Below are 18,828 nucleotides of genomic sequence, written 5' to 3' on the forward strand. Positions count from 1 at the left end.
GGGCGCCGGATTACTACTACGGCGCCAGTCCGCGGCCGGTATGCGTCACTCCGTCGAACTGTCGTTCCTGATCGCTGAGCGTCGCCCCGCTCCAGGCAACGACTGATCGGGAATGATTCCGGCCACTGACTGGCCAGTGGCTGTCGAGTTCACCGCTCGACGGCGGCAGACTCACGTACAGTCTCCGGACCTGTGGGGCGATGTTGGGGGAGCGGTGAACATGACCGGTGAGGGGCATCCTTATCCCGTCGAGGAACTGTTGACTGCGGTCCATGCCGAGATCCTCGCCGAACAGCGGAGCGACGCCGACGGCGCGGTGAAGGTCGCCCTTTCCAAGGGGCGGCTCCTCTCGCAGTCCGGGGGGACCCGCGAGTATCTCTTCGCGTGCCGCACCTGGCAGGACAGCCTGGACGGTCTTCCCGTCCTCGCCAGGCCGTCACATTCCCGGAAGGCATGGGATCCGGCCGAGGCCACGCGTGCTCCTGACGGAACCGTACGGCTCGTGACGAAAGCCGATTTCGGGGCGACGCCCGCGCACATCCAGATCCGTAAGGACGACTCCGCGAACTGGGCCGTGCTGGCCGAGCGTCTGGAGACGGCCGGCAGCCAGGACAGCCCCATCGACGCGGACCACGCGGGCTGGCTGGTCGGCCGGGGCACCCCGCGCACCGGCCGTGCCGGGAACCCGGGCCGGTGGGTGGCGAACTGGACGGGGCTCCAGCTGAACCCACGTCAGCGTGACGCCGTCGCACAGGCCCTCGCCAGTGAGGTGCTGTTCCTGTGGGGGCCGCCCGGCACCGGGAAGACGGATGTCGTCGGCCACATCGTCGAGGGCAGTTTCCGCCAAGGACTCAAGGTCCTTTTCCTGGCCCCCACGAACGTTGCGGTGGACCAGGCCCTTGAGCGGATGTGCTCCCTGCTGGAGCACGAGGAGGGCTTTGCCGAGGGGATCGTCCAGCGGTCCGGGAGCATCGTCCTGCCGTCGCTGCGCAGCCGTTACGGCGACCAGGTCGACCCGGCCCGGATCGCCGCCCTGCTCGTGGAGAGCATCGACCGGCAGATCAGCACGGCGGCCGATCAGCTCAAGGGCGCGCGGGCGGCGCTGGTCCTGCACGACCGTGTCAGGGACCTGGAGTCGGACCTGGCCACCGGCACACAGGAGACGGCTGGGGCCGGCCGCGATCACGCCGCAGCGGCGAAGGCGGTGGCGGCCGCGGACACCCTGACAGCGCAGCTGCGGCTGAAGATGGAGAAGGTGGGGCAGCCGACCGGACTCTTCGCGGAGCGCAGAGCGGCGAAACTGCGTGACCTCCAAACCGCTCTGGCTCATGAAGAGGACGAGGCGACGCGGGCCAGGGAGGACGTCTCGCGCGTGGCTCGTCGCCACACGGCGGGCGAGAAGCAGGCGGCCGAGGCCCGCCGAGCCCTCCCCGCGGCCTATGCCGCTGTGGCGGGGATTCCGCCCAGGCAGACCGTCGTCGAGTCCGCCGCCTTTCTCCAGGGGCGACTCGACGAACTCGGGCGGAAACGCAAGCGCATCCAGGACGAGGTTCGCTCCCATTGCCGAGTACTCGGAGCGACCGTGGCCAAGGCCGTCCAGTCGAGGAAGCTGCTCGACGAGGTCGATGTCGTGGTGATCGACGAGGCTGGCATGGTCAACCTTCCCTCGGCCTGGTTCGCCGCCGGACTCGCCCGCAAGAGGCTGATCGTGGCGGGCGACTTCCGGCAGTTGCCCGCGGTGACCAAGGGCGACAGCGACCGGGCGGCGAGCGAGGAGGAGCGCGCCCATTCCCGTGAGTGGACGGCGCGGGACGCCTTCCACGCCGCAGGCCTGGTCGATCCTTCCGGTCGGGTACGCCAGGACCCTCGGCTGGTGGCGCTCGACACCCAGTACCGGATGCGGGAGCCTATCTGCGCGGTCGTCAACGAGGTGGCGTATCCGGACGCCCCGCTCAGGACCGGGCGCGGAAACACCAGCCGTCTGCCGTTCGCCCCGCTCATAGACTCCCCGGTGATCCTGATCGACACGTCCGGCCGCCGCATCCCCGGTGGCGGCCGCAAGCCCCACATGACGAACGCCGTCCACGCCGTAGTGATCCACGAATTGGTCCGAGGACTTCAGCACGAGGGCATCCTGCCCGGCCGCAAGTGGCAGGAGGTCCCCGAAGGGGAACGGGCGACCGACCGGCTCGCCGTCATCTCCCCGTACCGGGAGCAGGTCAAGGCCCTCAAGAGCAGCCTGGCCCACCGCTTCGGGGAGGACTACGACGGCCTGGTCGACACCGTCCACCGGTTCCAGGGCAGCCAGCGCCCCGTCGTGCTCCTCGACACGGTGGCGGGCGCCGGCAAGGATGCCGGCTTCTTCTACAGCGGAACGGGGCTGTCCTCGCAGACCTGCCGCCTCCTCAACGTCGCTCTCAGCCGGGCCCAGGACCACCTGGTCGTCGTCGCGGACGTCGCCTTCCTGCGCAAGCACCTGGCCCCGCACAGCGAGGCGCTGGCGATGGTCGACCATCTGGAGGCGCACGCGCAGACCATCTCCGCCGACCAGCTGATCCCGATCCGTGACGCGGACCAGTTGGCCACCATGTCGGCGGAGGAACTGGCACGGCCCGCCTTCTTCGAGCACAGCGAGGTCCTGGAAGCGGTGGAGTGGGACGTGGAGCGAGCGCAGCGCAGCATCGAGCTGTATTCGGCGTTCATGGACGCGACGCCGGTTCGCCGGTGGGCCAGAATGCTCGGGCTGAAGACGGCTGCCGGCCTCCAGGTCACGGTCTTCACCCGCCGGCCGGAGGAGCAGCAGGAACCCACCCGCGTGGCGCGGCACCGGGAGCTGGTCGGGCAGCTGGAGGCCGTCGGCTGCCGGGTCGAGTTCCGCGACCGCATGCACGAGAAGGTCCTGATTCTGGACGGTTCGGTCCTGTGGCACGGCTCGAAGAACCTGCTCGCGAACATCGGACCGACGGACCTGATGATGCGCTACACCGACCCCGCCTCCTGCGACCGCGTACGGCGTCTGATGGAGCACACCCGCATGGAACGTCCGGCGCGCGCACAGTGGCGCCCCGCCGGAGAAACCGCCCCGGTGTCCGAGGTGCCTGCCCAGCGAGCCGAGGCGCGGGACGAGAAGGTGTATCCGGGGCTGGAACGCGACGGCCGGCTGTACCTCAACGTCTCGTACGAGCAGAGGAACGAGGCCAAGCGCCTGCTCAGGGCCCAGTGGGACAAGGAGGCCCGGCACTGGTGGGTCGACGCGGCCAGGGTCACCCGGGAACAGGCGGCGCGCTGGCTGCCGTAGCCGTAGTTCACCACGAGCTGCGTGGGGTCCGTTCATCCTGGCGCTTCGGGTCGATATAGCCAATAAACGGAGCAGCCCCGGGGCTGAACGCCCGAGCCGATCAGGACAGGGCGAATCAGCCAGGTATTTCTGTCTCTTTCCGCGTTCGCCGCGCATCAGGGACAATAGTTGGCGATGACCGATACCGCCCCCAGCGCTTCCCCCGGCCCGCCTTCCGAGCCGTCGGGCTTCGGCCCCTTCGCTCACCTCACCGTGCCGAACACCCCGCTCTACCGCCACGTGATGCGGGCGTTCCTGGCGGCCAAGGAACGGTTCGCGGTCCACCTACGGCCCGAGGACGTGCACACCGCGCTGCCGGCGGACATCCGTCCCGCCGAGCTGGACGCCGTTGCCGGCGCGCTCGACAAGCTCGTCGGCTGGGGCAATCTGCGGGCGGATCCCGACACCGCCCGGGTGACCGCGGTCGAGGACTTCTACCGGAAGCGGTTCATCTACCAGCTCACGCGGGAAGGGGAGGCCGCCGAGGAGGCGCTGTCCGCCTACGACGAGGCACTCGGGCGGCGCGGAGCCCTCCAGGCCGTGGCCCTGCACGACATCGTCACCCAGCTTCGAGCCCTTCTCGTCCTGGCTGCCGAGGAGGAGCCGGATCCTGCCAAGACGCATCTGGCGCTCGACGCGCTGGCCAGCCGGTTCGCCGCGCTCGCCGACAACGCCCGGGCCTTCATGGGATCGCTCCAGCAGACCATCGACCTGCACGATGTCGAGGAGGCGGTCTTCCTCGCGTACAAGGACCGGCTCATCCAGTACCTGGAGCGGTTCATCCAGGATCTGATCACACTGGGCGGACGAATCGCGCGGCTGATCCTGGAGTTGGAGGAGGACGGGAGGGTGGAGCCCCTGCTCCGGGCAGCCGCCGGGCGGGAGGCCGCCGACGCCTCGCCGGAAGAGGCCGCGAACGCGGAGCGGGAGATGTACGAGCGGTGGGCCGCCCGCTGGTCGGGGCTCGGCGCGTGGTTCATCAGCAGGGGCGGGCGCGAGTCGCAGGCCAGGCTTCTGCGCGGCCGGGCACTCGGCGCGATTCCCCAGCTCCTCGCCGTCGTACGAGCGCTGAACGAGCGCCGGGCCGGCCGCTCCGACCGGTCGGCCGACTTCCGTACGATGGCGCGCTGGTTCGCCGAGGCACCTGACGACGACGCCCGGCACCGGCTGTGGCGCGCCGCCTTCGGCCTCTATCCGGCCCGGCACCTCAGCGTCGACGCCGATACCCTCGCCGTCCGCGCGGCGCGGCCCGTCCCGGCCGCCACGCCGTGGGCCGAGGCCGAGCCGTTGCGCATCAGCCCACAGCTGCGCCGCACCGGCAGCTACGAGCGGCGCGGCAAGCCCCGCAAGGTCGAGGACCGGGAGGAGCGGCGGCGCTCGCTCGCCGAGACCGCCGCCAAACAGACCGCCGAAACGGCCGCCGCCCGCGCCCGGCTCGTCACCCATGGCGTCACGCGCCTGTCCGGTCTCGGCGAGCTGGACCCGGCCTCCTTCGGGCTGTTCCTCCAGCTGCTCGGGGACGCCCTGGCCACCTGGCGGCCCGGTATGCGGCACACCATGGCCACCAGCAACGACGGCTGCATGGAGATCAGACTCACCGCACTCGCCGACGGCACGACCGCCGAGGTCCGCACCCCCGGCGGAGTCTTCAGCGGCCCGGACCACCTCATCGAGATCGTCGACCTGATGGCCGGAGACAGTCCGGCTGCCGGAGACGGCCTCACGGACGGAGACCCCGGACCATGACCACCCCACTCGCCGAGGTGCTGGACGGCCAGCACGCCGCCGAGCTGCGCAAGGCGGCCCGTGCCCTGCTCAAGCAGCCGCTTCTGCTCGCGCGCGGCCGGTACGCCGACGAGTTCCGCCTCGCTCGCCGGCACGCATCGGAGCTACGGGAGTGGTTCGACCGCAACACCGGATGGGCGCTCCAGGTGGACACCGAAGCCGCCCGGCTGCGCAAGAGCCCCGGTGTCCTCACCGACCCCACTCATCCCGCGCGGGACACGACCCGCGGTGCGGCCCCCTTCACCCGCCGCCGCTACGTCCTGCTCTGTCTCGCGCTTGCCGCCCTCGAACGCGGCGAGGCCCAGATCGCCCTCGGTCGCCTCGCCGACCAGATCGTCCTCGACGCCGCCGATCCCCGACTCGTCGCGACGGGGATCGAGTTCGCCCTGGAGCGCCGCGACGAGCGCCTCGATCTCGCCGCCGTCGTACGGCTGCTGCTCGACCTCGGGGTGCTGAGGCGGGTCGCGGGCGAGGAAGAGGCCTACGTCAGTGGGGCGGGCGACGTCCTCTACGACGTCGAACGCCGGGTCCTCGCCGGACTCCTGGCCTCCCGCCGCGGCCCCTCCACCGTCCAGGCCGAAGCCTTCGATGACCGGCTCGCCGAACTCGTCGCCGAAACCGCCCTGGACAGCGACGAGCTGCGCTTCCGCGCGATGCGCCGCTCGCTGACCCGCAGGCTCCTCGACGACCCGGTGCTCTACTACGACGATCTGAGCGACGCCGAACTCGGCTATCTCACCCGGCAGCGCGGCTTCCTCGCCGCCCGGATCACCGAGCTGACCGGACTGGTCGCCGAGGTGCGGGCCGAGGGGATCGCCATGGTCGACCCCGAAGACGATCTCACCGACCTCCGCATGCCCGAACAGGGCACCTACGGCCACATCACCCTGCTGCTCGCCGAGCACCTGGCCGCAGCCCACGGCCCCGTCGAACTCGACGAGCTTGCCCTCCGAGTCCGTGAACTCGCCTCCCAGCACGGCGGATTCTGGTCGAAGTCGACCCGTGAACCAGGCATGGAGGCCGAGCTCGTCGAACAGGCCGTCGCCCGGCTCGCCGCGCTCGGCCTGGTCTCCCGTACTCCGTACGCGGTCGTGGTGCGCCCCGCCCTCGCCCGGTACGCGGTCGGCGAGACCATCATCCGCGAACCCGGCTCCGCCCCCGTGCCTCCGCAGCGAAAGGCCACCTCGTGACCCGCCTCCCCACCCCGCGGCGTTCCCGCTGGCAACCCCTGCGCATCGGGCTCGTCGATCTGTTCCACTACGACGTGGAGGAGTTCCACTTCCGGGACGGGCGGCTGTTGCTGCGCGGCAACAACGGCACCGGGAAATCCAAGGTGCTCGCCCTGACCCTGCCGTTCCTGCTCGACGGCGACCTCAGCCCGCGTCGTGTCGAACCCGACGGCGACCCGGGCAAGCGGATGGAGTGGAACCTGCTCCTCGGCGGCGAGCACCCGCACTCCGAACGGCTCGGCTACACCTGGATCGAGTTCGGCAGGCTCGACGACGCGACCGGCGAGCAGCACTTCCGTACGCTGCTGTGCGGGCTCAAGGCCGTCAGCGGGCGGGGCATCGCCCGGCACTGGTACGCCGTCACCCGCCAGCGCGTCGACCACGGCTCCACCGAACGCACGGAGGAGACCTTCCGGCTCCTCGACGCCACCGGCACAGCCCTGTCCAGGGACCGTCTCGCCGAGGCCGTCGCCGGGCACGGCATGGTGTACGACCAGGCCAAGACGTACCGCAGAGCAGTCGACGAAGCACTATTCGGCCTCGGAGAGCAGCGCTACGCCGCCCTGGTCGACCTGCTCATCCAACTGCGCCAGCCCCAGCTCTCCAAGCGGCCCAACGAAGCCGCTCTCTCCCGCGCCCTCACCGAGGCGCTGCCGCCCGTGGACCAGGCCGTCATCGCCGACGTGGCCGAGGCGTTCCGCTCCCTGGACGAGGAGAAGGAAGAGCTGGCCGCCGCGTCCGCCGCCGAGCGGGCCGCCTCCGCCTTCCTGGAGCACTACCGGCGGTACGCCCGGATCGCCACCCGGCGCCGCGCCCGGCTCCCGCGCGCCGAGCACTCCCGCTACGAGCGCGTACAGCGAGATCTGGCCGAGGACCAGGAGCGCCGGACCCGCGCCGAGGAGAAGCGAGCGGCGGCCGAAGAGGAGATCAGCTCCCTGGCCGAGACCGGTGAACGTCTGAGGGCCCAGGAGACAGCGCTGCGCGAGGTGCCCGAGATGCGCGACGCCCGAGAGCTGGAGCACGCCGCCCAGGCCGTGACGCGAACCGGGCAGGCGGCGAACCGGGCGCGGGAGGACCAGCAGCAGGCGGACGCCCTTCACACCAAGGCCCTCGGGCGGCTCGGCACCGCCGACAACCGGCTGCGTGCGGCGCGGGGCCGGACTGAAGAGACCTGTGCCCACGTGCGGGAGCAGGCAGCCGCCGCGCACGTTGCCCTGCCGGCGGACGAACCGCTGCCCGCGCCCGAATCGCGGCAGGCCGTCGAGGAAGCCACGGACCGCGCCCGGCGGGCGCTCGACCACATCGAGGGCCGCCTCGAATCGTCCGAGCGGGCCGCCGCCGCGCACCGCCGGGCGTCGGGCCGTCTCGACGAGGCGGAGACCGACCTCGCGCTGGCCGCCGAGACGCACGGCGAGGCGGAGGAGAACGCGGCGCGGGCGGGCCGGGCCCTCCTGGACGACGTACGCGAGCGCGCCCGCGCCTGGAAGGAGCTGGCCTACCCCGACGCGACGGGCCTCCTGGACGAGCTCCAGGAGTGGACCCGTCACCTCGACGGCCCCTACCCGGCGCGGGTCCGTGCCACCCGGGCGCACACCGCCCGCTCCGTGGACCTTGCCGATCAGGCGGCCGAAGCCGCCCGCGCGACCACGGAGCTGGCAGAGCGCACCACCGAGGCCCGCCGCGAGCTCGCCGCACTGGAAGCCGGCACCGGACGCGAACCCCAGCCCCCGGCGACGCGTACCCCCGGCCTGCGCGGAACGATGCCGGGCGCGCCGTTCTGGCGCCTGGTCGACTTCCGTGACGAACTGCCTGAAGCCGACCGTGCCGGGCTCGAAGCGGCGCTCGAAGCCTCCGGTCTCCTTGACGCCTGGGTGCTGCCCGACAGCTCCGCCCTCGCCGCGGACGGACACGATGTCCTCCTCTCTCCGTCGAACGGACCGGTGAGCGGCCCCTCGCTGGCAGACGTGCTGTGCCCGGCCATGGACCCCGGCGATGGACAAGCCGCTGTCCTGGACGAGACGGCGGTGACCGGACTGCTCGCCGCCATCGGCCTCGACGGTGTGGGAGGAGCCGCGACCTGGGCGGCACCCGACGGGCGCTTTCGGATCGGTGCGCTCACCGGTACGTGGGCCAAGCCCGCCGCCACGTACATCGGCGAGGGCGCGCGCGAGGCCGCGCGCCGGGCCCGTGTCGCGGCGCTCGGCATCGAACTCGCAGCCCTGCGTGAGGAGTCGGAGAAGCTCGCGGCTCGGTCCGAGGCGATCGCGGCACGCCGGCGCACGCTCGACGCCGAGCTCGCCGATGTCCCCGACGAGTCGTCGCTGACCAGGGCACACGCGCTCGTGAGCGCCGCCGCCGAGACCGTACGCAAGGCCCGAGCCCGGTACGAAGGGCGTGCCACCGAGGTCATCGAGGCGGCTGAGCTCGCCGAGCGGGCTGCCGTCGAGCTCGCCGAGGCCGCCGCTGATCTGGGGCTGCCCGCCGACCGGGCCGGACTCACCGCCGTGCGTCACGCCCTCGGGGACCTCGCCACCGCGCTGGCGGCTCTGTGGCCCGCGCTGCGCGAACAGGGGGAGGCTGCACGGCAGGTGGACGACGAGCGTGCCGAGGCGGGCGGGGCGGAGCAGCGGGTCGTCGGCCTCGCCCAGCGCGCCGAGGAGGCGGCGCGCGAGGCGGCGGCGGCCGACGAACGGCACCGGACTCTGCGCTCCACCGTCGGTGCCGCCGTTGCCGAACTCCAACGGCGCCTCGCCGAGACCGACGAGGCCCGGCGGAACTGTGAGACTGACCGAAAGAATGCCCGGCAGCGTTACGCCCAGGCGGACCGGGAGGCGAGCCGGGCCGAGGGGCGGATCGAGCAGCTGGAGAAGGAGCTCTCCGAAGCCGTCGACGCACGTGCGGAGGCCATCGCCGCGCTCCAGCGCTTCACGACCACCGGCCTGGTCGCGGTCGCGCTGCCCGAGGTCACCGTCCCCGCCTCGGACGACGGCCACTGGGCCGCGACCCCGGCCATCGCGTTCGCCCGCGCCATCGACTCCGGCCTGTCGTCCGTCGACGACACGGACGCCGCCTGGGAACGCGTTCAGCGCCGGCTCAGCGAGGAACTCAAGACCCTGCAGGACACCCTGTCCCGGCACGGGCACAGCGCGTCCGCCCGTATGGTCGAGTACGGCATGGTTGTCGACATCGTCTACCAGGGCCGTGAGCGTGCCGTACCCGAACTCGCCGAAGCGCTCGCCACGGAGGTGGGCGAGCTCACCCGCATCCTGTCCGCGCACGAACGCGAGATCCTCGAAACCCACCTGATCACCGAGGTTGCCGGCACCCTCCAGGAACTCATCGGTGCCGCCGAACGACAGGTGCGGGACATGAACACCGAACTGGAAGACCGTCCTACCTCCACCGGCATGAGACTCCGGCTGGTGTGGCGGGCCTCGCGCAAGGCCCCGTCCGGACTGGCCCAAGCCCGCGAGAGGCTGCGCCAGTCCGCGGACGCATGGACTTCGGAGGACCGTGCGGCGGTGGGCGAGTTCCTCCAGGCCCAGATCGCCCGCCAGCAGTCCGACGACGGCTCGGGCAGCTGGCTCGAGCACCTCACTGCCGCGCTCGACTACCGCTCCTGGCACGAATTCGGCGTCGAACGCCACCAGCACGGACGCTGGGTACCGGCCACCGGCCCGGCCTCCGGCGGTGAACGCGTGCTCGCCGTGTCCGTACCGCTGTTCGCTGCCGCCTCCTCGCACTACGCCAGCGCTGGCAGCCCGTACGCGCCCCGCCTGGTCACCCTCGACGAGGCGTTCGCCGGAGTGGACGACGACTCCCGCGCCAAGTGCCTCGGCCTCCTGAGCGCCTTCGACCTCGATGTGGTCATGACCAGCGAACGGGAGTGGGCGTGCTACCCGCAGGTGCCCGGCATCGCCATCGCCCAACTGTCCCGGATCGACGAGGTGGCGGCGGTTCTCGTCACCCGGTGGGAATGGGACGGCACGCGACGGCAGCGCCGCGAGGACCCCGCACGGCACGCGCTCCAGGACGCGCCCGGTGTAGAGGAGCCCGAGCCGCTGTGGAGCTGAACCACGGGCCCGAGACCGGTGCCGAGGCAGTCGACAGTCCGCGGCTCGCCAGGCTGCTCGGCACACCGGACCTCTCCTGGCTCGTCGAACGAGCGCGCCGACGATTGGTGGCCGGGCAGCCCCTGATGGGTTCCGTGTCCCTGGCCGATCCCACTCCGGCCCAGCGAGCGGCGGCCGAACGACTTCTCGCCCGGGCCCCCGGTGGCGGCAGGTCCCTGATCGTACGGCTGGAAGCGGTCGACGCCGTACTGCGCCGTTCGGGCGCAAGCCCGAACGGCCTCGCCGCCGCGGTCGCGGTGCTCACCGGGCCTGTCACGTCGCTTGCCCAAGCCCGTCGAGAGGAGGAGGACGCCTGGAGGCGGGCGCACACCCCGCTCGACGAGCTTGTTGCCTCGGTCCCCGCGCTTGCGGAGTGGGCGGCCCGGATACGCGCCGACGGCCTGGCGCGGCGCCTGGGGCGCACTCCAGACGTCACGTTCCGTCTTCTCACCGGCGTGTGTACCGCCCTGCGCGAACTCCCCGCCGTCCCGGTCGTCTCGCTCCCTGCCTTCGCCGCCCGGATCCTCGGCTGGGCCCACGCCCTTGACGACGGCACACCGCTGGCCACCCTCATCCTGTCCGGGGCCCGTGCCCTGAGCGGCTTCCGCGACGGCCAGGGCGCCGAATGGCGACGGGAGGCCTGGGCATCGGTGGGACTGTTGCGGGACGAGCTGTCCTCGACCGTCCTGACCCTGAACCTGCGCGGCACCCCGGCCCTGGACCGCCTGGCCGAAGACGGCGAACCTTGTGTGCTCACCCTTCGCCAGCTCACCCGCAGACCTCCGGCCGTCGCCGATCCCGTGGTGCGGATCTGCGAGAACCCGACCGTCCTCGCGGCGGCGGCTGACATGCTCGGCCCTGCCTGCCCGCCCCTGGTCTGTCTCCAGGGCCAGCCTTCCGCCGCCGCCCTCACACTGCTCCGGGGTTTGCACGACCACGGAGCGACCCTGTACTACCACGGGGACTTCGACTGGGGAGGGCTCCGGATCGCCGGCGGCCTTCGCCGCCGCGTCCCCTGGCTGCCCTGGCGCTACACGGCCGCGGACTACCGCGCCGCCGTGCTCCGCTGTGCCCAACCTCCGTTGTCACCGCTCGTCAGCGCCCCGACGGAGACCCCCTGGGAGCCCGCACTCGCTATGGCCGTCGCCGAGCTCGGTGTTCGTGTCGAGGAGGAGAGGGAGCTGGAGCTGCTGTTGTCCGATCTCACGTGACGATCGTGACCGTCCGTCTGGACAGGGGCAGTTGAGAGTGAACAGTTCCGGGTTCGGCGGAGACATGAGCAGGGGAAGTGATGGGGTTCTCCCGGTGCAGCGCGAAGTCGTTGGCCTCCGAGACTGAGGAGTTCCTCCGCCCGGGTGCGGGGCGTCGTCGGCCGGCGGGCCTGGCCCATGATGTCGGTCGGAAAGTTGGTGCGGGGCATGACAGGCGAGCTGGCCTCCGGAGCCGGTGGGGGTGGACCCGATGGGTGACATGGCTTCGGCTGCCTGTTCGCCGGCTGTCGGCGATGACGCTCGTTTGACGCTCCAGGCCGCTACACGCAGGACGGCGAGCTGAGAAATGGTCTCTGGCCTGGTCTTTTCCATCACGTGCTCAGGCCGACACCTTTCCGATGACGCACCCCGTGGAGTGCGTGGCGATTCTGGAGCCCAGCACAAGGCGGTTCCCGCTGTGCTCCGGGTCGGCCGACCAGCCCTCGCCCGCCCGCCAGCTGATGCGGAGCGGCGAGGCGTCCGTGTCGGACCCGAGGACGTCGACCGTTCCGTCGGGGCCCGTGAGGTGAAGGCCGCGTCCGAGCGCGCTCGCGTAGAGGTCCAGCAGGAAGCGCGCGGAGTCGTCGATGGTGAAGGCGACGGGCGTCGACCGGCCGGGGCGGGGCTGGGCCTGTCCGCTGATGTAGTCGTCGAGGCTGTGGTCCATGGGGTGGACGCGTCCGGTGAACAGCCGGGTGGTCAGGTCTTCGACCGTAAGTCCGTGCCGTGCGGCGTTCGCGAGCAGTCCCCTTGCGGCAGGGGTGGTGGTGTGCTGCTGGTGGAGGTCCACGAGCATCTGCCGCACGGTGTCGCTGAGGGGCGCGGGGGAGGCAGGGTCCCGCTCTGCTGTCGTCGGGGTGTCGGGGTCCAGCGCTTGCGTGAGGGCGGTGAAGAACGGCCCGGGCCGCGTGGTCAGGGTGTGGCCACCGGTCGGGGTGAGGTAGGTCAACACGATTTCGTGGAAGCTCCGCTGAAGGACTCCCGAGTCGGTTCCGTACAGCAGGTTCATCGCGTACGCGTACGCGTTCGACCGGCCCGTCGGGAGCCCGGCCCGCTGGTCGCCCGTGACCGGCAGCGGCGTCGACAGCCGTGCCAGCAGGTTCCGTTGGGCGAGGACGTCGAGGATCGTCTCCGTCCGGTTGACGTTCTCGGAGGAGGGCGGGTCCGTGAGCGGCCTTCCGGACTCGCGCAGCGTGGCCAGCTCCCCGTAGATTTCGGCCTTCGACTTGGTCGGCCCGGCCGCATGGCCCGGCTCCTGGAAGAGCTCCCGTACGGGACCGGGTTGAGGTGGCTCTGCGGAACGCGCAGCAGGTGCCGGTCGATCTGCGACTCGGTTAGTCCGGGTGGCAGCTGTCGCACCGTCTCGCGCCGGGACTGGAGCATGCCGAAATACAGCCGTGACAGGTCCGTCTGCGTCGCGGCGTTCTCGACGTCGATGACGAACGCGGTGCCACGCACGGCGGGACGCAGCAACTCGGCGGCATTGCTCAGTGACGTACTGGGCTGTGCCACCTGGTCCTGGACGATCTCCCAGGCCGCGAAGTGCATCAGTGACAGGGCCAGACCGTTGAACTCGGCGCTGCCTGGACTGAAGCGGACGAGGGGCGGCGTCGGCCCGTCGCCCTCCACCAGCGTGGCCAGACCGTCGACGAAGAGGTTCGGTTCCGGTGAGTAGGCCTGGAACGGCGCCTGGCCGGCCATACGGGCCCTGGCCCGCATGTCCTCCCTGATCTCCAGGTCGAACTCGTCGACCATCTCCGCCAGGTCCGCGGGAGGTTCCCCGAGGCTCTTCTTCGGATTCTCCTCGTTGTACCGCTGCCACCGGCGGCGTGTCTCGCTGACGAGCTGGTCGCGCCCCGTGGTGTCGGTTCGGTCGGGAATGCGGTAGCCGCCCGACATCAGCAGGGGCCGCAGCGGCGACGTCGCGTCGTGGGAGTCGGCGGCCGTCGTGGGCACCTGGAAAGCGAGCTCGCGCGCGAAGTGGTCGAAGACGTGCCGGCCGGAAGGCGTGGTGTGGGGGTAGTCGTCGAAGTCCATGAAGGACAGGTACGGGTGGGTGTCCCGTCCGACGAGGCCGTGCAGAGCCTGCCGGGTCGCATCGCTCGTCAGGGTCGTGTTGCGCGCTTCCCCGAACGGGAACGCTTTGGAAGTCCACTGCATGGGTGTTGATCTGAATGGTGCAGTCGCCGGCTCGCCGCGTTCCGAACGCGACGGGTCCGTCCCCGTTCGGCGAGCAGTCCGAGGGCCTCAGGCGAGGCGGCAACGAGTACGACCGAGGCGGTGCGCTGGAACCAGTCAGATGCGTGGGTGAGGTCCTCGTCGGTCCATGGCTCATCCAGCGCGACTGCCCTGAGCAGGGTCCACTCGCGCAGTCGGCGGGCGAGGAAGGGACGGTCTCCGATTACTGCGGCCAAGGTCTGGGCCCAAGCGGGGAACGCCGGGTCGGTCAGCAGGCGGGCTGCCTGACGCTCAAGGTGGCGGTTGACCGCGGCCTCCGCCATCGACACGTTCGGATCTTTCAGGACGGTGGCCACCAGGGCGGCCTCGTCCGCCTCCGGGACATCTTCCAGTTCCTCCAGGTACCCGCGGTAGCGGAGGTGCTCGGGAGGTTCCTCGTCGAAGGGCTGGTCGGTCATGCGGCGAGTCCTTCCGGTCGCTCCACCGGTTGGCCACGTTCGAAGCGTGCTCCGGCGCCGACCAGGGTAACCAAGTGGGGTGCGTTCACGGCCCGCCAGAGGGCCTGGGCGGACTCGGCCGCGGGCTGGGCCGACTTCGGGAGGCTGTCGGGACAGTTGGCCGTTGGCCGTGATTCTAGAGGCCGCGTGTCGATGGGCTTTGCCTAGGGATGAGCGAGTCGAGTGGGTCGGATCCTTCGCCGGTGTGAACAGCGAGGCACGGACAGGATCCCGGGTGCGCGGCCCGGAGTTTCGCTGTCCGGGGCAACAGCCGCTGAGGCAAGCGGGGCGAGGAGAAGCCCTCTTCCGGCCGTCCCGGTGGTCGCCCCGCACGTCGAGGAGATCCTCGACGTCGGTGTCGCGTCGGCCTGCCCCGCGGTGATCCTGGCCGTGGCCGCGGACTGCACCGGCCGCACCCTGCCCCCTCACCTCCGGTGAGGGGGCGCAGACCCAACCCTGTCGCAGCGTCTGCGACCGCCGCGACCCGGCCGACCCGCGGGCACCCCGAATCCGGCGACCGGCAACTTCACCAGCACCAGGGCTCCTTGTGAGCGGTGATGGACACCGGTGCGCAGCTGTCATGTGTATGGCAATGACAACGTCCCTGCGGGGAAACGGAGTTGTCGGGACGCACGCTCGCCCGAACGGCATTTCGTTCTGCCGGCAGGGGGCACTCTCGCACCGGACCGGGCCCACATTCAAGCGATTCGCCTGGCGGTGTCCGGTCTGTCAAGTTCCGGCAAGTGGGGGCACCCGGCAGTCATTCGCCTTTGGTCCAGACCTATTGACGGGCCCGGTCACCCCTCCTACGATCCGGTCGACCGCCGCACCGCATCTCTCCAGTTCATCCGGGGCCGTGCGGCCACGCCCCCCCTCACGCACGCTCACGCCCACGGCACGTGGCGAGAATGGAGCACAGCATGTTCCGTCGGAGGATTCGTACTCTGCCCGAAACGGGTGACGGGCACTCGACCGCCGTCCGGACCCGGCGCAGCTCGGCCGTCCTGACCCGTACGATCGCCGGGGTGAGCGCCGCCGCCGTCATCGGCGCCTGCGTCACCCTGGTCGGTTCCGGCTCGGCCGGCGCCGCCGACGCCGCCAACCTGGTGACCAACTCCGGCTTCGAGAGCGGGCTTTCCGGCTGGTCCTGCACCAACGGTTCCGGTGAGGTCACCAGCAGCCCGGCGCACTCCGGCTCGTCCGCGTTGAAGGCCACGCCGTCCGGCCTGGGCAACGCCCAGTGCACCCAGACGGTCAGTGTGCAGCCCAACTCGAAGTACACGCTGAGCGCCTTCGTGCAGGGCAGTTACGTCTACCTCGGTGCCAGCGGCACGGGTGCGGCCAGCGAGCCGCAGACCTGGACGCCCAGCGCATCGTCGTACAGCCGGCTCAGCGTCGATTTCACCACCGGTGCGAGCACCACATCGGTGACGGTCTACCTGCACGGCTGGTACGGGACGCCCGCGTACGTCGCGGACGACGTGTCGCTCACCGGCCCCGGGGGCACGACACCTCCGCCCACCACGCCGCCGCCCACCACCCCGCCGCCCACCGACCCTCCGGGCGATGCCACCTGTGCCACGAAGCCCAAGCCGGCCGGCAAGGTTCTGCAGGGGTACTGGGAGAACTGGGACGGCGCCTCGAACGGTGTCCACCCCGGAATGGGCTGGGTCCCGATCACCGACACCAGGATCGCCCAGCACGGCTACAACGTCATCAACGCCGCCTTCCCGGTGATCCTCTCGGACGGAACCGTCCTGTGGGAGGACGGTATGGACGCGGGTGCGAAGGTGTCGACCCCGGCGGAGATGTGTGCGGCCAAGGCGAACGGCGCCACGCTCCTGATGTCCATCGGCGGTGCGGCCGCGGGCATCGACCTGTCGTCGAGCAAGGTCGCCGACCGGTTCGTGGAGACGGTCGTCCCGATCCTCAAGAAGTACAACTTCGACGGGATCGACATCGACATCGAGACCGGTCTGTCCGGCAGCGGGAACATCAACACGCTGTCCGCCTCCCAGTCCAACCTGATCCGCATCATCGACGGTGTGCTCGCCAAGATGCCGGCGGGCTTCGGCCTGACGATGGCGCCGGAGACCGCGTACGTCACCGGCGGCAGCGTCACCTACGGGTCCATCTGGGGCGCGTACCTGCCGATCGTGAAGAAGTACGTCGACAACGGCCGGCTGTGGTGGCTCAACATGCAGTACTACAACGGCAGCATGTACGGCTGCTCGGGAGACTCGTACCAGGCCGGCACCGTGGAGGGCTTCGCCGCTCAGACCACCTGCCTCAACAACGGCCTGACCATCCAGGGCACCACGATCAAGGTGCCGTACGACAAGCAGGTCCCCGGCCTGCCGGCCCAGCCGGGCGCGGGCGGCGGCTACATGGCGCCCAGTCAGGTCAGTCAGGCGTGGAACACGTTCAACGGCTCGCTCAAGGGCCTCATGACGTGGTCCCTCAACTGGGACGGCTCGAAGGGCTGGTCCTTCGGCAACAACGTCAAGTCCCTGCAGAACCGCTAGGGCCCTTCATCCGGACCGGGCTGGATCAGGAGCGGGGTGTGGTGTGCGTGCCACACCCCGCGAGCCAGCAGGAAACGAACGTGAGGCCCAGGCGCGATGCGTCCGGTCCACCGGGGCCGGACGCGCCAACCTGGCACACTCCGGCAGGGGGCTGGCTCGGCACCGCTCGGCGTCGAGCCAGGCCTGATGAAGGTGTCGTTCTGTGCAGGGCCCGGCACGTGTACGCACGAACCGCGCCGCACTCCGACAAGGAGTCTCAAAGGGAAAGCCGGTAGGTGTGTTGTGGTCGGGGGCGGGTGCGGTCGTGCGTGGCGGAACCCGTGCAACCTCCCACCGCGTCCCGCCCCGCCTCACCTCAAGCCACACAGGGCAGGCCGACGGAAGTGGGCGGAAGCAGACCGTCCGCTCAACCGCGCCCGCTCCTCGCACGTGCTGAGTGTCGTCGGCGGAGGCACGACGACTCGCAAGGCCGCCGACTGGGGCGCGGGCGCCCTCCCAGAGCGCTTCACACTGAAGCCCGCTCGCCGATGCAGGGAGACCACGGGTCGGTGGCACCGGGCCAGGGCATGCCGCTCTTTGTCCGACGGACGTGAAATCGCAGAAGGCGGGCATTCGGATATTCCCCGAGAAGAAGAGGATGCCATGGCCATGACCGACGAGTTGCTGCCCAACGAGCCGGAGACCGGCTGCCCCTCTTGCCGCAGGGCGGGAGAGAACAGAACCCCGGAGCCGCAGGAACCGGAACGGGAACGTCTGAATCGCAGGTGGAATGAGATCCTGCAGGAGACGAGGGTCGCGCAGACCGGCGTGCAGATTCTCTTCGGCTTCCTGCTGAGCGTGGCGTTCACTGCGCACTTCCACACTTTGGAAACCTTCGATCATGTGGTCTACGTGATCACCGTGATACTCGGGGCCTCCGCTACCGGGGCGCTGATCGCGCCGGTGTCCATACACCGACTGCTGTCGGGCCAACGCATGAAGGACCACATCGTCAGTGTCGCAGGCAGGCTGATGGTGCTCGGAATGGTGCTTCTGGCGTTGACGATCGGCGGCACGCTTCTGCTTCTCCTCCACGTCGTCGTACCGAGCCTCCTCGCCGAATCGCTGGTCGGCGGGATCATGCTGTGGTTCGCCATGTGCTGGTACGGATTGCCCGTCTGGCTTCGACTACGCTCTGCACGCGACGACCAGGCATGAAAACGCGGCGAGTTCGGTAGTCTGCCCATGGAGCACCCGGGTGCCCGGCTTGGACATCTGCTCGTCAGCGGCATCGGCACCTTTCCTCAGCCGTCGCGCTTGATCCCGCGCCCTGAGGGCAACCGACAGGCACGTCTCACGTTCTGGAGTTGCACGACGATGATCGCCGGTGTCGTCGCGCTGCGCGTCGTTCTTGCGCTTGTCGCTTTCCTCGTACCGCGCCTGTCACACCATCCGCAACGCGGCACTCAGCGCTCACAGGCTCATACACCCACGAGCGGAGTTGGTCGCGGTGAACCCACTCGCGTCCCGTTCTTCCCTTCATAGAGAAGGTGCTACGCGGGAGTGGGTGGTGAATGTTCGGGCAGGTGGAGGGACATGAGGTTGTTAATACGGTTCCCCTGCTTCTTGTTCTGATTCTCGCGGGAATCCTTTTCGGATCCGGCTTCGCCGTCAAGATCCTCTGGTGGGTGGCTCTGGCCGTTCTGGTGGTGTGGCTGCTGGGCTTCGTGATGAGATCCACCAGCGCCGACGGAGGCCGCCGGCCGCTGGTATCGATGGTGACCTGACTTCGCGCACGCGCTGTGGACGGTGCTGAGCTCACCGACGATGCGGCTATCAGCACCCTGTTGCGCAGTCCGATTGCGTGGGGGAACTGTGGTGTGGGGCCCGTCCAGAGGGTCGTCCGTCTGATCGGTGACCCGTCGTCCGGACCGGT

General features: G+C 70.4%; 11 protein-coding genes and 2 pseudogenes. 10 read left to right on the forward strand and 3 right to left on the reverse strand.

Annotated features, from left to right (window positions below):
- The first annotated feature begins 220 nt into the window (after positions 1-220).
- The 5 genes from ACGFZA_RS37215 to ACGFZA_RS37235 all read left to right on the forward strand — a co-directional run bounded on the left by ACGFZA_RS37215 (position 221) and on the right by ACGFZA_RS37235 (position 11,674).
- Positions 221-3,298, forward strand: coding sequence for an AAA domain-containing protein (locus ACGFZA_RS37215; RefSeq protein WP_393685048.1), 3,078 nt, complete (start codon positions 221-223; stop codon positions 3,296-3,298).
- A gap of 174 nt (positions 3,299-3,472) precedes the next feature.
- Positions 3,473-5,083, forward strand: a complete 1,611-nt coding sequence (locus ACGFZA_RS37220; RefSeq protein WP_393685050.1) for a TIGR02677 family protein — start codon at positions 3,473-3,475, stop codon at positions 5,081-5,083.
- Positions 5,080-6,312, forward strand: a complete 1,233-nt coding sequence (locus ACGFZA_RS37225) for a TIGR02678 family protein (protein ID WP_393685052.1) — start codon at positions 5,080-5,082, stop codon at positions 6,310-6,312. The genes ACGFZA_RS37220 and ACGFZA_RS37225 overlap by 4 nt, the downstream gene beginning before the upstream one ends.
- Positions 6,309-10,424: a TIGR02680 family protein gene (locus tag ACGFZA_RS37230; RefSeq protein WP_393685054.1), complete on the forward strand. Its 4,116-nt coding sequence runs from the start codon at positions 6,309-6,311 to the stop codon at positions 10,422-10,424. Before ACGFZA_RS37225 ends, ACGFZA_RS37230 begins: the two co-directional genes overlap by 4 nt.
- Positions 10,415-11,674, forward strand: a complete 1,260-nt coding sequence (locus tag ACGFZA_RS37235) for a TIGR02679 family protein (protein WP_393685056.1) — start codon at positions 10,415-10,417, stop codon at positions 11,672-11,674. The genes ACGFZA_RS37230 and ACGFZA_RS37235 overlap by 10 nt, the downstream gene beginning before the upstream one ends.
- Before the next feature lie 379 nt (positions 11,675-12,053).
- Here ACGFZA_RS37235 and ACGFZA_RS37240 read toward each other — a convergent pair whose 3' ends face one another.
- From ACGFZA_RS37240 to ACGFZA_RS37250, 3 genes are read right to left on the reverse strand one after another with little or no spacing between them, the layout of a single operon-like run.
- Entirely contained in the window at positions 12,054-12,722 is a 669-nt protein-coding gene (locus tag ACGFZA_RS37240; protein ID WP_393685058.1) for a hypothetical protein, read from the reverse strand.
- Positions 12,719-13,873 (reverse strand): hypothetical protein, encoded by a 1,155-nt coding sequence (locus ACGFZA_RS37245; protein ID WP_393685060.1) that lies wholly within the window; start codon positions 13,871-13,873, stop codon positions 12,719-12,721. The genes ACGFZA_RS37240 and ACGFZA_RS37245 overlap by 4 nt, the downstream gene beginning before the upstream one ends.
- Positions 13,819-14,349, reverse strand: coding sequence for a hypothetical protein (locus tag ACGFZA_RS37250; protein ID WP_393685062.1), 531 nt, complete (start codon positions 14,347-14,349; stop codon positions 13,819-13,821). Before ACGFZA_RS37250 ends, ACGFZA_RS37245 begins: the two co-directional genes overlap by 55 nt.
- A gap of 959 nt (positions 14,350-15,308) precedes the next feature.
- Here ACGFZA_RS37250 and ACGFZA_RS37255 point away from each other — a divergent pair.
- The 5 genes and pseudogenes from ACGFZA_RS37255 to ACGFZA_RS37275 all read left to right on the forward strand — a co-directional run.
- Positions 15,309-15,827: pseudogene (locus ACGFZA_RS37255) on the forward strand (carbohydrate binding domain-containing protein); the annotation flags it as partial.
- A gap of 42 nt (positions 15,828-15,869) precedes the next feature.
- Positions 15,870-16,913 carry a chitinase gene (locus ACGFZA_RS37260; RefSeq protein WP_393685119.1) on the forward strand — a complete coding sequence of 348 codons (1,044 nt, stop codon included), beginning with the start codon at positions 15,870-15,872 and terminating at the stop codon, positions 16,911-16,913.
- 642 nt (positions 16,914-17,555) lie between these two features.
- Entirely contained in the window at positions 17,556-18,110 is a 555-nt protein-coding gene (locus tag ACGFZA_RS37265; RefSeq protein ID WP_385285633.1) for a DUF6328 family protein, read from the forward strand.
- A 159-nt stretch (positions 18,111-18,269) separates the two neighbouring features.
- Positions 18,270-18,437: a DUF6411 family protein gene (locus ACGFZA_RS37270; protein ID WP_385285676.1), complete on the forward strand. Its 168-nt coding sequence runs from the start codon at positions 18,270-18,272 to the stop codon at positions 18,435-18,437.
- 29 nt (positions 18,438-18,466) lie between these two features.
- Positions 18,467-18,674: pseudogene (locus ACGFZA_RS37275) on the forward strand (hydrophobic protein).
- The last annotated feature ends 154 nt before the right edge of the window (positions 18,675-18,828 follow it).

This window comes from Streptomyces sp. NPDC048211 (assembly GCF_043202315.1).
In the GTDB taxonomy this organism is placed as follows: Bacteria; Actinomycetota; Actinomycetes; order Streptomycetales; family Streptomycetaceae; genus Streptomyces.